Source organism: Streptomyces sp. NPDC058000 (genome assembly GCF_042886435.1).
GTDB lineage: Bacteria > Actinomycetota > Actinomycetes > Streptomycetales > Streptomycetaceae > Streptomyces.
On record NZ_JBHVQS010000113.1, the window covers coordinates 1 to 12,753 of the forward strand.

The 12,753-nt window shown below is 68.1% G+C and carries 13 protein-coding genes, 3 pseudogenes and 1 riboswitch; of the genes and pseudogenes, 7 read left to right on the forward strand and 9 right to left on the reverse strand.

The genetic code is table 11. From position 1 onward, the window contains the following. Positions 1–170 precede the first annotated feature (170 nt). Positions 171–1,643 carry an MFS transporter gene (locus ACFVT2_RS42690; protein ID WP_390027752.1) on the forward strand — a complete coding sequence of 491 codons (1,473 nt, stop codon included), beginning with the start codon at positions 171–173 and terminating at the stop codon, positions 1,641–1,643. Between the two features lie 147 nt (positions 1,644–1,790). Here the strand turns inward: ACFVT2_RS42690 and ACFVT2_RS42695 are convergent, their stop codons facing one another. Further along, a complete protein-coding gene (locus ACFVT2_RS42695; protein ID WP_390027754.1) occupies positions 1,791–2,072 on the reverse strand; it encodes a hypothetical protein in 282 nt (93 codons plus the stop codon). A gap of 385 nt (positions 2,073–2,457) precedes the next feature. Next, a riboswitch (M-box (ykoK) riboswitch) is annotated at positions 2,458–2,628 on the forward strand. Positions 2,629–3,166: 538 nt separating this feature from the next. Here ACFVT2_RS42695 and ACFVT2_RS42700 point away from each other — a divergent pair. After that, a pseudogene (locus ACFVT2_RS42700) lies at positions 3,167–3,344 on the forward strand (IS630 family transposase); the annotation flags it as partial. Positions 3,345–3,449: 105 nt separating this feature from the next. On the opposite strand, the gene ACFVT2_RS42705 reads toward ACFVT2_RS42700, so the two are convergent. Together ACFVT2_RS42705 and ACFVT2_RS42710 are read right to left on the reverse strand one after the other, a co-directional pair. Next, positions 3,450–4,028: a hypothetical protein gene (locus tag ACFVT2_RS42705; protein ID WP_390027781.1), complete on the reverse strand. Its 579-nt coding sequence runs from the start codon at positions 4,026–4,028 to the stop codon at positions 3,450–3,452. A gap of 112 nt (positions 4,029–4,140) precedes the next feature. Then, complete coding sequence (locus tag ACFVT2_RS42710; protein WP_390027757.1) at positions 4,141–5,349, reverse strand: MFS transporter; 1,209 nt, start codon at positions 5,347–5,349, stop codon at positions 4,141–4,143. A 219-nt stretch (positions 5,350–5,568) separates the two neighbouring features. Here ACFVT2_RS42710 and ACFVT2_RS42715 point away from each other — a divergent pair, with 219 nt between their 5' ends. Further along, positions 5,569–5,883: an ArsR/SmtB family transcription factor gene (locus ACFVT2_RS42715; RefSeq protein WP_390027759.1), complete on the forward strand. Its 315-nt coding sequence runs from the start codon at positions 5,569–5,571 to the stop codon at positions 5,881–5,883. 396 nt (positions 5,884–6,279) lie between these two features. On the opposite strand, the gene ACFVT2_RS42720 is transcribed toward ACFVT2_RS42715, so the two are convergent. Then, on the reverse strand, positions 6,280–6,546 hold the full coding sequence (locus ACFVT2_RS42720) for a hypothetical protein (RefSeq protein ID WP_390027761.1): 267 nt from the start codon (positions 6,544–6,546) through the stop codon (positions 6,280–6,282). 431 nt (positions 6,547–6,977) lie between these two features. Between ACFVT2_RS42720 and ACFVT2_RS42725 the strand changes: the two genes are divergently transcribed. Continuing rightward, the gene (locus ACFVT2_RS42725) at positions 6,978–7,265 is read left to right on the forward strand and encodes a hypothetical protein (protein ID WP_390027764.1); all 288 of its coding nucleotides are present in this window, start codon (positions 6,978–6,980) and stop codon (positions 7,263–7,265) included. A gap of 193 nt (positions 7,266–7,458) precedes the next feature. On the opposite strand, the gene ACFVT2_RS42730 is transcribed toward ACFVT2_RS42725, so the two are convergent. Both ACFVT2_RS42730 and ACFVT2_RS42735 read right to left on the reverse strand, forming a co-directional pair. After that, positions 7,459–8,286: an FAD-dependent oxidoreductase gene (locus tag ACFVT2_RS42730; protein ID WP_390027767.1), complete on the reverse strand. Its 828-nt coding sequence runs from the start codon at positions 8,284–8,286 to the stop codon at positions 7,459–7,461. Between the two features lie 75 nt (positions 8,287–8,361). Beyond that, positions 8,362–8,739 carry an NAD(P)-binding protein gene (locus ACFVT2_RS42735; protein ID WP_390027770.1) on the reverse strand — a complete coding sequence of 126 codons (378 nt, stop codon included), beginning with the start codon at positions 8,737–8,739 and terminating at the stop codon, positions 8,362–8,364. Positions 8,740–8,829: 90 nt separating this feature from the next. On the opposite strand from ACFVT2_RS42735, the gene ACFVT2_RS42740 reads away from it, so the two are divergent. Continuing rightward, on the forward strand, positions 8,830–9,852 hold the full coding sequence (locus ACFVT2_RS42740; RefSeq protein ID WP_390027772.1) for a helix-turn-helix transcriptional regulator: 1,023 nt from the start codon (positions 8,830–8,832) through the stop codon (positions 9,850–9,852). A gap of 263 nt (positions 9,853–10,115) precedes the next feature. Here the strand turns inward: ACFVT2_RS42740 and ACFVT2_RS42745 are convergent, their stop codons facing one another. Next, positions 10,116–10,424, reverse strand: a complete 309-nt coding sequence (locus tag ACFVT2_RS42745; protein WP_390027779.1) for a CHAT domain-containing protein — start codon at positions 10,422–10,424, stop codon at positions 10,116–10,118. A 275-nt stretch (positions 10,425–10,699) separates the two neighbouring features. Between ACFVT2_RS42745 and ACFVT2_RS42750 the strand changes: the two are divergent. Then, a pseudogene (locus tag ACFVT2_RS42750) lies at positions 10,700–10,976 on the forward strand (IS5/IS1182 family transposase); the annotation flags it as partial. 23 nt (positions 10,977–10,999) lie between these two features. Here the strand turns inward: ACFVT2_RS42750 and ACFVT2_RS42755 are convergent. After that, the gene (locus tag ACFVT2_RS42755; protein ID WP_390027774.1) at positions 11,000–11,515 is read right to left on the reverse strand and encodes a DinB family protein; all 516 of its coding nucleotides are present in this window, start codon (positions 11,513–11,515) and stop codon (positions 11,000–11,002) included. A gap of 802 nt (positions 11,516–12,317) precedes the next feature. Here ACFVT2_RS42755 and ACFVT2_RS42760 point away from each other — a divergent pair. Then, positions 12,318–12,527, forward strand: coding sequence for a hypothetical protein (locus ACFVT2_RS42760; RefSeq protein ID WP_390027776.1), 210 nt, complete (start codon positions 12,318–12,320; stop codon positions 12,525–12,527). 84 nt (positions 12,528–12,611) lie between these two features. Here the strand turns inward: ACFVT2_RS42760 and ACFVT2_RS42765 are convergent. Beyond that, positions 12,612–12,753, reverse strand: a pseudogene (locus ACFVT2_RS42765) (IS5/IS1182 family transposase); the annotation flags it as partial.

Consider the following 12,753-nt stretch of genomic DNA (forward strand, 5'->3'; position numbering starts at 1 on the left):
TAACCACCCCCGCCCCCCCCGGGGCCCCCCCCCCCCGGGGCCCCCCCCCCAACCCCCCCCCCGCGGGGCGGTTTTCCGGCGCGCGGGCGCCCCACCCCGCCGCCGGCGGCCCGCCACCGGCCCCCGACCGCACCAAGCCCGTTCCGACCGTCTGAGGAGCCGTACCGCTGATGTCCGTTTCCCCTTCCCCCGCAGCGGAGACCACCTCGCCCGCCACCGGGCCACCGGCACCGCCGCCCGTAGCGCGGGCGCGCCGCGTCCTGGCCATCACCAGTCTCGGCGTGTTCATCGTCTTCCTCGACACCACGGTCGTGAACGTCGCCTTCGACACCGTCAGCCGCAGCTTCGACGCCCCCGTCAGCCGCCTGGTGTGGGTGCTCAACGCCTATACGCTGCTGTTCGCCGCCTTCCTCATCCCGGCCGGACAACTGGCTGACCAGTACGGCCGCAAGCGCCTCTTCCAGATCGGTCTGCTCGGCTTCGCGCTCGCCAGCGCCCTGTGCGGGATCGCCCCGACGCTCGGCTTCCTCGTCGCCGCCCGCGCCGCACAGGGCATCTTCGGCGCCATCATCGTCCCGGCCTCCTTGGCGCTACTGCTGCCCGCCTTCCCGCCCGAGCGCCGCGGCACGGCCATCAGCACCTGGGGAGCGATGGCAGCGGTCGCCACGGCGATCGGCCCGACGCTGGGTGCGCTGCTCATCCACGGCGCGAGCTGGCGCTGGGTGTTCTGGCTCAACGTGCCCATCTGCCTGCTCACCGCACTGTGGGGCGTCCGGTCGCTACCGGAGAGCCACAGACCGGCCGTGCGCGGCTTCCCCGACCCGGCGGGTGTCGCGATGGTCGCGGTCGCGCCCGCCCTGCTCAGCTTCGCCATCGTTTACGGGCCGCGCCTGGGGTGGTTGGACGCACGGGTGTGGGGAGCGTGTGCGCTGGGCGTCGCGCTGGTTCCGGCACTGGTGTACAGGAGCCGCCGCGCCGCCTTTCCGGCACTCGATCTGAGCCTGTTCCGCATCCGGAACTTCCAGGCATCCAACCTGGCCACGCTGGCCTTCTCGGTCGCCTTCTTCGCCTTCCTGCTCTCCAGCCTGCTGTTTCTGCAGACCGTCTGGCACTACTCCGTACTGCGCTCCGCGCTCGCCGTCAGCCCCAGCGCCCTGATCACAGCGATCGTCGCGCCACAGACCGGACGGCTGACCGACCGTTTCGGCCACCGTGCCGTCTTTGCCGCCGGAGCCTTGTGCTACAGCCTGGGCACCGCCGCCCTCGCCCTGCGCACGGGCACCACGGCCCACTGGGCGACGCACTGGCTGCCCACCCTGATCCTCAACGGCATCGGCGTCGGGCTGGCCCTGTCGACCCTCAACAACGCGGCGGCCCGTGCCCTCCCTGCCGAACGCTTCGGCGTGGGCACCGCGATCAACAACACCTTCCGGCAACTGGGCGCCGTACTCGGGGTCAGCGTCTTCACCGCGGTCCTGGGAACGCCGACGGCCGGCGCCCTCCTGGGCGGCTACCACCGAGTGTGGTGGCTCCTCGCCGCCGTCCCGGCCGCCAGCGCCGTACTGTACGCGCTGGCCCACCGAGAGCACACCGGCCGAGGGAACCGAGAAGACCGAGGAGACCGAGAGGACTGGCGAGACTGAGGAGACCGAGGAGCGACGACCGGGCGCGGACCCCACAGGCCACACCAACCGCACCACGGCTGACGCTGCCCTACCCTCCAGAACCTCCGGGACCTGCCCGCCGGGATCCGGGCCGGCCCCGCCGGCGAGCCCGTCCGACCGTCCAGGTCAGAGCGGAACCTCATCGCTACCCCGGCCCCTGAGTCGGGCCAGTTGCCTCCCGCCGTCGCCCGTGGCGAACGCCACCACCAGGTCAGCTCCGCGAGCAGCCAGATAGCGCCGCCGCTCCCAGCGTGAACGCGGCCGGACCCTCCCCAACGTGCCCTGCGGCGTGAGTGCCAGAGCGGTAAGGCGCCGACCGGCCTGGGCGAGGTCGGCCAGTATGCGCTCCCGGTGACGCTCGTTGCGTGCGCTGCGCAGCGCGGTGTACAGGCCCTCGATCTCCGCCACGACCGCGCCTACGCGCAGATTGTTGCTGCCTGACGACGACATTCCGCCCCGCGCCACCTATGACCTCCTTGACATGAGCAATCACCCAACAGGTAACACTTGCCCATCTGCGCAACTCTGCAACCCTCCAATTCGACGATCATTCACAGTGCTCCCGCCTCGCCGCCGGTAGCGGGATCAACGCCCTCTAATGGCGCTGTCGTCAACACTTTTGGCATCGCCGTGTCGGCCGCCGTGGCTCACGCTCACGTCTGGAGGCGATGCACTGAATCGGGGACAGGTCCGCGACTTCGGCCTGCATCGCTTACCTGCCTGTGACGTTAGGAATTGGGCAATTGGTTGCCTGATCTTGCAAGTGTCTGGCTATGCTTCTGGAGGTTTGAAGAAGGCACCTCGTTCGGTGAGGCGTCTGCACGACACAGGCCACTGACCCGACGACGTCGAGAGACGCCCAGGTTCAGGACAGGTCTCCCCGGCCTAAGGGGTGCCCCCAAGTGGCTGCCCCACAGCGGATTACGCCGTGCAGTGCCAAAGCCCTGACGAGTTGGGGTGAGCCGACCGCCTGGGCCGGACCGCCTGCCGGGCTACCGCCGCTTCGCCACCCAGGACCCGGTCGGCAACCGCCTCGAATTTCTCGAACCGCTCGACTGACCAGCTCGCACACCGGCCTGCCCACACCCACGCGGCCGCCGCGCACCCCGAGGCCGCTCCACCGGCCAGGACGTTCCCCATGGCCTGTCCCACTCCCACCGCGCTGCGTCTCGTCCTGGACGACGGGGTCGAACGTACCTATCTCCTCGAAAAGCCCCGACCCGAAACGCCCACGGCCGAAGCCCACTACGACCCGCCGGTCCACCTCACCTTCCTCCTGGCCCAACAGGGCCGCGACGCCGACTGGCTCGCGCACTTCACCGCGTTGCCCCCGGCCGCCGGACACCGCCAACCCTGGCAACCACGGGGAGATCCCGGCGTTCGAACTCGACAGCACACTACGGTTCTTCACCTGGCACCTCGGCGGACAGCGTCGCCTGCCGCCCGCGACGCGCGGATCGGGATCCGTTCCCGATCGGCGCGTTCAGCGAACGCTGGTCGGCGTGGCAGACAGGGTTCAGGTTCGGGAGATCGATGACGGCGAGGGCCGACGGCTGCTGCGGATCCTCCGTAGAGGCGGCGGATCGGTGGTGACCTGGCGGCGGGTCCAGACGGTGTTGGCGTCCGCGCAGGGCATGCCGGCGGCGGAGATTCGCCGAGGTGACGTTCACCAGCGCGGACTGGTTGACCGGTGGCGGGTGCCCCTCGATCAGGCTGGGCACCCCTCTGTCTGACCTGAAGCCGACGGCAAGAACACCGTTCGTCCTGAGCCCGTGCGTCGGGACTTCACGCCGAGATTGCCCCGTGGGGTGCCCCTTTCCCTTCCGGTACACCGTGTGCCAGCACCAACTTGAGCAGGAGCACGACAGGAAGCCAGCTCAGACCGGCCGGGCCGGGAAGGAGCGGGGAGACCATCGCGCCGGCGACCACGACGGCCAGCGCAATCGGCCGCTGCAACCGCTCTGGCGCGACTTCGACAACGATGGCTCCGATGAGGGCCCAGCCGTACCACAGCACTCCCCACCACCAGGTGCCGCCCGGGAAGAGGATCCCGGCGAGGATCGGCTGGATGTGGAGGCCGGTAAAACCGATCGGATGGTGCATGAAGCGGACGCTCCTCCGCTCGGTCGGGGGCAGCGGCGAGTGGTAGAAACTCTTGGCGGTGTCGAGCCCGTTGGCCACGACGCCCCCCACCAGGTCCCAGACCAACGCCAGTCCGAGGGCCCACTGCCACCAGGACCAGCCCACGTGGCGCCCGGCCAGGACCACTGCCAGTGCACCGAGCGCCGCCGTCGCGTGCGCCAGGAGCTTCTCGGCGGGGGTTGCACCGGTCCCGAACAGCCAGTCATGCCGGTTTGTGCCCATGGGTGTCTCCTTGCCAGCGTAACGCTGTTGGCGGTTAAGGGGGTTGAGCCGAGGATTGATGAGGCTGGTCGCTCCGGAGGGGGCGCACTCCGGAGTCGGGGATCACCACTCATCACACAGACGTCGCGTCATCGGACAGCTCACGGTCCGCGGCCGCAGAGCCGTCCGGCCGCGCATCCGGTACGAGCTGCCGGACGCTGAGGACGGTGAGCAGAGCGATGGCACCGGCGACCGCCGGCACCGCGCCGGCACCGGCCGCCGAGAGGGCGAGCCCGCCCATCGCACCACCGATGGCCACGCCCAGGTACTGGGCGGAGAAGTGCAGGCCCAGGGCCTGGGACCGCTGCTGCGGCGCAAGGCCGGCGAGCCGCGTCTGCTGGCTGATGCCACCGGACCACCATGCCGCGCCGAGGGTGAACAGCAGCGGGAACGCGATCACCTTGGAAACGGCCGGTACGTGCAAGAACGTCGTGAGGGCGAGGACCGCGAGGAGCAGCGTCATCACGAGCAGGGCGGTGCGCAGGACCCTGGCGATCGGATGCTTGGCGAGCGCGGAGCCGATCAGCCGTCCCGCGAGGAATCCACCCGCGCCGAAGACAATCATCAGTGCGGCCACGCCCTCGCTGCCGAGCCCGGTTGCCTGGTGCACCACGGGCGAAAGGTAGGTGTAGACGGTGTACGCGGCCAGGAAGAGCCCCAGCGTGGTCAGCAGACCCCACCGGATCGGGCGCTGGCGCAGGAGGTTGAGCCGTCCGGCAGCCGAAGCCGTGGACGGGGGAACCTCGGGGAGCCAGGCCCACACGGCCGCCGCCGTGATCAGCGCGAGAAGGGTGACAAAGCCGAACGCCGCCCGCCAGCCGAACCCGGCGCCCACGATGGTGCCGATCGGAGCGCCGAGGGTGAGCGCAAGCGCGTTCCCCCCGGCCGTCACGGCGAACGCCCGTGGCAGGTCTTTTGGTGGGCATAGGGAGGCTGCCGCCGCTGCCGCGGGAGCCGCGAAGAGCGCGGCCCCCATCGCTGCCAGCACGCGCGCACCGGCCAGAGCGACGATGTCAGGCGCGAACGCGGCGATCAGGTTGGCCGCGGCGAACCCCAACGCGGCGCCGATGAGGAGCCGTTTGGGTCGCACGTTCTGGAACAGCCCGATTAATGGCGGCCCGGCGAGTGCGTAGACCAGTGCGAACACGGTGACCATCTGCCCGCACACGGAGACCGATGTATGCAGGTCGTGCGCCACATCAGGGAGTACGCCGGCGATCACGTACCCCTCGGTTCCCACTGTGAACGTGCCGAGAGCCAGGAGGTAGATCCTTGGGTTCATGGTCCAACAGTACAAGAATCATTGAACCTTCGTAAAGGGCGGCGCTTCGCCCGAGGAAGCCCAACTCGTCGTACCCTGCGAGCGGTTGGAGGGGCCGCCCAGCCCTCGGCCATGGCGCCTGCCTTCCAGTGATGGTCCGCGGCGGCAAAGGCGTCAATAATGGCGACCCGTACCCATCACCACACAACCTCGGTGCGAGGTTGAAGAAGGCCAACCATCATGCGAGACACCTTTCACGCCGAGCTGGCCAATGTCAGCCTTGCCGACGCGATGCACGGCCTGAGCGATCCGCTCAGGCTCCGGATCGTCGAACTGCTCGCCCGCCAGGGCGAGACGGAATGCTCCGACCTCTACAACACCCTGGGCATCAGCAAGTCGAACGCCTCCCACCACTTCCGCGTTCTACGGGAGTGCGGGATCCTCCTCCGGCTGCACCGAGGCCGGCAACAGAGTGCCCGGCTGCGCGCCGACGAGTTCGAGGAACGATTCCCCGGACTGCTGCGCGCGGTGCTGGACAACATCGGCTCCACCTGAACAACCCGCCGTCCTTCCAGGAACACCCCTCGCGGCAGGCGCGTTGTCTGTGGGGATCGCGAGGGGCGGCCGTCATAACGTCGTTCGGTGACGCCAAAGGGGTCGGGCGGTACGCCCGAGCTGCTTGCCCTACGAGGAAGCCGGTCCTTCTGTAAGCCAGACAGTCCCGAGATCCCGAGAACTACCAGAACATCTCTGACTCAGGTCAGTAGACCAGCCATGGCCTGAGGTCTTGAAGGTCTTCAGGCGTTGAAAGGAGACGCCTTCCTCGCGGAGCAGGATGCGCAGGCCCTCGTGACTGATGCCGTCGACCACCCCACGAACCCGCACCCGCCCCGCCATAAGACACAAGGGCCTTGCGTCAACGTGCGGACACGGAAGGGCCTTCGCGGCGGGTTACCCGGCGCGGCGCCGCCGAAGTTCCTCCAGCCACACCCGTACCTGCTCGTCGCCGTTCAAGTACGGCTCCTCGGGTCCCGGCCGCAGATCGATCCCGTGCAGGAGCTGCAGCGCCCACCAGGACAGTTCATCCCAGTCAAGCGTGTCGTCGACGGCCCAACGTGCGGCCCACCGGTCAGCTGCATCACAGCTCACACGTCCCTCGACCACGGCAGCGAAGCACGCCTCAATCTCGTCCAGGTCCGGCTGGTCACCACCGCTCATGGACTCACCGTATCCAGAACGGGGCAAACGCTGCTTGATGCGGCACTGGCGAAGGACGCCGTCTGCCTGCTCGACATACCGACCCACAAGACGGGCCGGCAGGATTGATGCTGACCAGATGCTGGGTCTTCACCCGAGGAGTGCTTCTTCCCATGCGACGACCCGGACCCTAGACAAGTCCCATCGCTGCAGGTCAGAAGCACCCTTCTCGTTTCTAATCAACCATCAGACACGCAGCCACGTGAATGGGCGAGGCTAAGAGCTCCTAACCAACAACACTGGTAGCTGTGTCCTCCGTACGGATGCGTCGGCTGTTTGGGTATGGACAAGCGGAACCCTCAACCATGGCTGTTTGACGATGAGTTGTGGTCGATAATTGAGCCGTTGTTGCCCTCGTCCCCGATGTTCAGCGGCGGCCGGGGCGGAAGAAGGTGCTGGAGGATCGCAAGGTGCCGTGCGGCATCTTGCAAGGAGCACATCTGCAAGCTGTTCCGCCGCTACCGGTGGGCGAGGGTGGGGCGTCGGGTGCCACCGAGGAACGCCACACCGCGAAGCGGGCCACTCTGAACCCGGTGCTGGCCCGGAACCCGAACGTCAAGGTCAGCGCGACGGTCGCGAGCAACCACTCGGCCATCGTGCGCAAGGACTTCCGAGCCGTAGCAGCGGCGGTCAGGGAAATTGGCGGCACCCGCGCCATTGGTGAACGACGCACAATCTGAAATCAGCAGGTCAAAGGGTCTGGAGTGCGTCACGACCCGGGTAGGTGCTCGTGCTGGTCGGCGCGCGGCATCTCCTGTGTCAAGATCGTCCGTCACCGCGCGACCTCATGCTGGTTCAGGACCGTCAGCGCCCGCACCAGCGCGGCCGGGCGGCGGACGTCCAGCCGCAGCTCCGTACGGACCTGCCGATTCTTCAGATCGGCAACGGCGTGCCCGACGACGGCCCGCGACGATGAGGCCGGCGCAGCCGGGCGGCCGTGGCCAGGATCGGGGTGGTCGCGGCGGTGGCGGCAGCACCGAGTGTGGTGTCGGTGGCCAGGATCCAGCGGACTTTTTTCATGGCCAGGGTGAGGATCTCGCTGCCGCGCTGGCGCATACCTGCCTCGAACCGGCTGACGGCCACGGTGAGAGTGCTGGTACCGTCGGCGGCTTCGCTCAGTCGCTCAAGCAGGCTGGCGGCGTCGCGGATGGCCGCGCCGGCGCCCATTCCGGCGGTTGGTGGTGTCGCGTGGACGGCGTCGCCGAGTGCGGTGATCCGGCCTGCGGGCCATGGCGCGAGGTCGGATGCGCGGGTCGAGGCGGCGTTGAAACGGAATGCGGCCACGCTGTGCGGGTCGGCGCGGGTGATGATTTCGAGCGTGTGCTCGGCCCAGCCCCGCACACGGAACCGGTCCAGCAGCGCGGCCTGCAACTCGCCATCACGCAGACCACGCAGGGCGTCGGTGGTGCTGGATTCGGTGAGCATGCCGCCCCAGATGTAGGTGGGTCCGGTGGTGACGGACATCTGCAGCTCGGGTGCGTCGAGCACGGCGTTGCCGACCGGGTCGAGGAAGCCGACGTAGAGCGCTGTGCCCCGAGGGCCTATTGCCAGCCCCGATCGTGGTCCGAGCCGATGCTGTTCACGAGGGCTCAGGTCTCCCAGGGGGGTGCGGCCGGAGAATCCGATGATGCCTGCCGGGCGGTTGGTCGGGCCTCCAGCCAGGTGCCGGGCGAAGAGGGAGTGGGTGCCGTCCGCGCCCACCACCAGATCAGCCGTGACGGGTGCGGCATCGGTGAACCGCACCTGGGGTGTGCCGTCTTCGCCGTGGCCGACGCCCTACACGGTCCGCCCCAGGTGCAGGTCATCGCCGACGGCCTCGGCCAGCAGCGTGCGCAGGGTGATGCGGTCGATGTCGACGCCGGCATCACTGCTGAGGTCCGGCCCGTGGCCGAGGAGCCGGCCTCGGCGGTCCCAGAACGCGTCGCGGTCGCGCAGCCGCAGTGCCGAGGCCGACGCCAGCAGACGCTCCATGATCTCCGGCGCCACCAGTTCCCGCAGCGCCGACTGCGCCCGCTCGTCCAGGGTGATGTGGTAGCCGCTCGTCGCCGCGACCTCGGTGTCGCGCTCGAACGCGGCCACCTCGAAGCCCCGACGACGCAACCCCGCCGCCAGCGCGATCCCACCGACCCCGCCACCAACTGCAACGACACGCATATCGTCCCCTTTCACCGCCAGTTGCCTTCGCGGGTCGACGATGACACCGGTAGTGGACGCCGAGTGGCCAGGACCGACCATGATGGGGCGATGGCGAGCACTTCACGACGGGCATTGCGGTTGTTGTCCCTCCTCGGATCGCGCCGGCAGTGGCCGCTGCGTGAACTGGCCACCAGGCTCGGAGTCAGTGAGCGCACCGTCCGCCGCGACATCGAGACCTTGCGCCAGCTCGACTACCCGATCACCACCCTCCACGGCCCCGACGGCGGCTACCGGCTCGGTGCCGGGCACACCCTCCCGCCACTACTGTTTGACGACGATCAGGCCCTTGCGGTCGCGGTGGCCCTGCAGACCGCGCCCAGCACGGTGTTCGGCCTGGGAGACGACGCGGCGAGGGCGCTGGCTGCCCTGGAGCAGGTGATGCCCGCTCCGCTGCGGGCGTCCATGGAATCCCTCCGCCTGACCAGGCTTCAGAACTACTGGGAGTTCCCGGCACCGCCCATCGACTCGACCGCGCTCGCCGCCGTGGGGGCCGCGGTGCGCCACCGCCACGTGCTCGTCACCGAAACGCTGCGCATCGACGGCTCACGCCCGGAACCCGGCGACGACGACTTCCTGCCCGCCCGCCGCATCGAGCCCCACCACCTGGTCGTCTGGGCAGGTCGGTGGTACCTGGTCGCCTACGACCTCGCAGACCACGAGTGGCGGGTGCGCCGAGTCGACCGGCTCCACCCCCGCCCGACAACCCACCGCTTCACCGCGCGCGAGCTTCCCGGAGAGGACCTCGCCCAGTTCGTCATGCGCAGCCACGACCGCGGCGACACCCCCGCCGCCTGGCCATGCACCGGCAGCGCCCGACTCAACCTGCCCGCTGGCGTCGTCGCCCGCTGGGCGCCAGGCGGCTCGGTCGTCGAACACCTCGACACCGACCACTGTCGGCTCACCCTCGGCGCCTGGTCCTGGGCTGGGGTCGCCGGCATCCTCGCCACTTTCGATGCCGAACTCACCGACGTTCGCCCGCGCGAACTCGTCCAGGCCAGTCGATGCCTCGCGCACCGATGGGCCACCATGACAGAGACCGGCGACGGCAACAGTCCAACCCGTTCCTCATAAACGGTCCATTCTGAGAAGGCGCGGCTGGGCCGCCCGCGGGGCCGCCGGCATCGCCCGGGACAACCTTCTCCGAGAAGGTCTCCACCCACGTCCGGGCCCGGACGTGGTGCGAGGCCGCGCTGGAGATGTGCCGCCACTTCAAGGCACACGCCCCGCATTGCCGGGTCGTTCTCACCGTATTCGCGATGAAACGGCTCGGTCGCTTCACCGAGCGTCAAAGTGGCCGGGATGCGGCTGACGTGGGGCATCGCATCGCGTAGATGTCAACAATGCCAATACGGCTGAAGAGACATTCGAGCGGGGCCGTGCGCCTCGTCTACGCGCCAGCGTGGAGGTAGGGCGCCCAATCTTCCGCGCGGCCCGGTGGTCAGGTGGGCGTAGAAGGACTCGACGATTTCGACGGCCAGGTGGTCGCTGATCGGCCACAGGGGCCCGACGACGTGGGGGAATCCAGCGAGTTGGAAGGCGTTGGTGAGGTGGATGACCTCGTCGAGCAGCTGGGGCGCGCCGCGGTTCGCGGTGTTGCAGGCGGAGAGGTACGCCAGTTGCGTGTGGTCCGCTAACTCGACTATGTACTGGTCAACTTCAGCTTCCCCCGCCGCGGCAAGGCTCCGCGGGCGCCTTCGCGGACAATCTCGTCGATCAGGGAGCCGGACCGGGTGGAGCCGTCGTCGGTGACCACGCTGAGCACGGGCGTGCCTTCCCGACTCGCGCTACAACAGGGGCCTACTCGGTGACCATCGCAGGAGCATTCGGGAGGTATGCCCTCGCATGCCTTCCCGGAACCGATCCACAAGTCTTGAGCATTGCTCGGCAGGCTCTGCCCTGCTCAGCACGTCGGGTGCCCCGGTACTCGACGAATCTGAAGGTCGTCATCGACGCCAACAGCCGCTTGGTGGTGGCGATCGGGGTGCCATTGCCCGGCAGCCGCAACGACTGCCGGGCCTTCACGGAATCCGGGGCCGACCGGGCCAGCCGCGGCGCACCGGTCATCGCCGGGTCGAGCATGCCCCGACCCGGCTGAAGAACTGAAAGTTCCTGCGGGACTGTCGCCTCAAGGTGATGGGGTTCACCAAGCCATGCTCGGCGTGGCCCGCCTGCACGACATGGCCCTCGCTGGATAACTCCCGCCCCGTACGGGACGACTTCAGTAGTAGCCCTTCGTGCCGTCGAGAAGCTCCCGGACGATGTCCGCGTGCCCAGCGTGCCGCCCCGTCTCCTCGACGAGGTGGATCAGCATCCAGCGGAGGTTGGCGCTGCCGGAGCGGAAGTCGGGGTGGCGGCCAACGTCTTCCAGGGAAGCTGCGGCGACGATCTCGTTGCTGCGTGCGCACTGGGCCTCGTACTCGGCGAGGAGCTCGGCGAGGGGGCGGCCGCCGGTGTGCCAGTCGGCGCCCTCGCTCGACTCGTCGAACGACGGGTTCTGCTTCTTGTCGCCGCCGAGGAACAGCACCTCCAACCACGTGTGCTCGGTCCAGCGCATATGAGAGATGAGGCCGGCCATCGTCATGGCCGGTGAGGTCGGGAGGACCGAGCGGTGCGCGTCCACGTCGCTCAGCCCCTTGCATTTCCAGCGCAGGATCTGCCGCTGCAGGTCCAACCAGCCAACGAGTGCAGTGCGTTCGTCCGCTTGGAGCGGGGGGCGTTCCAGTTCCGATGTCATATCGGCGCACGCTACCGGGGCGGTTGGGAGAAGGCACCTTGATTATCTGCGCGCCCTTAGCCGGGAAGCCGCCGCACGAGCACTTGCCGCTCAGATGCCGGCCGGCGAGCTGACACCACGCGAGCCGGCATTCTGCCCGCCGAACCCGCGGAGCTGATGACCCCGACCGAAGCGAGATCACGCTGAACGAACGGCAGTTCACCGTCGACGCCGCCACGGCTTACCGCTCGAGGGAGCGGACCGACTGATGCTGAAATTTCGCCGACCTTTTAGTGCGGGCCACTTCCCTGATTGCCCAGATTTGAGATTGCAAGCAGGCCATTGGAATCCCAACCGGGTTCAGTATCCGGCGAGTTACTGAAGTGTGGGGGAATGTGCTGGATGTTCCCAGTTTCTCATTAGGGAATTTGAGTAGATGGATTACATCTGCATGCCTCCGAGCGGGTGACCATACGACCTCTGCTGGTGGAGCAGCGAACATGCAGGTCGGAGGCCATATTTGCAGTGATTCAGTGTTGTGCATGTTCGGTCGGGTGGAACCAAGTCTGGCAGGGTTGATGCTGACCGGATGCTGAGTCTTTTGATGGAGCGTCAGTTACGCCCTATCGCGACCGTTCGGTTCGCTTCCCGGCCGCGGTGTGCCCTTGGCTGCCGGCGTGCCTGCGCGCCAAGGTCACCGCCGCACCCGCTGCCGGATCGTTGTCCTGCCGATGACCTCAAGCTTGTCGAGTCCACTTGAGCCCGAGGCGAATAGTGAAGGCGCCCCTGCCGCTGTCGTCTGTGCCAGAGTCCGCTTCGGACGGTGCGCTCCGTCTTTGGTGGTGAAGATCGCGGCTTGCATGTCTTCTCGGAAGCCGAGTGGCTGGTACCGCGGCCGCTCGTCGTCGCCGAAGCCGAGCAGCTCATGGGGGAGCAGCAATCCCGGATCGTGTGCTTCATCGGTGGTGACGATCTGGCCCGTGGCTGCGTGATCCAGTCATGGATTCTGCCTCGGCGTTACTGCCCGTGCTAAGTGCGGAGGGCTGGTTCGAGTTCCGCCTGCTGGACGAGCGCAGCGCCATCGCGGTCGAACTCGGCTACCGACTGAACGAGGCGTCTAGGCCGTTTCTGATGGGTCTTGGACGGTGTCTCGGAGCCAGATGACGATTGCTGCAACGGTCAGGGTGCCGTTGAAGATGTAGTCACGCTTGTCGTACCTGCTGGCCACCGCGCGGTACTGCTTCCACTTGTTCACGCAC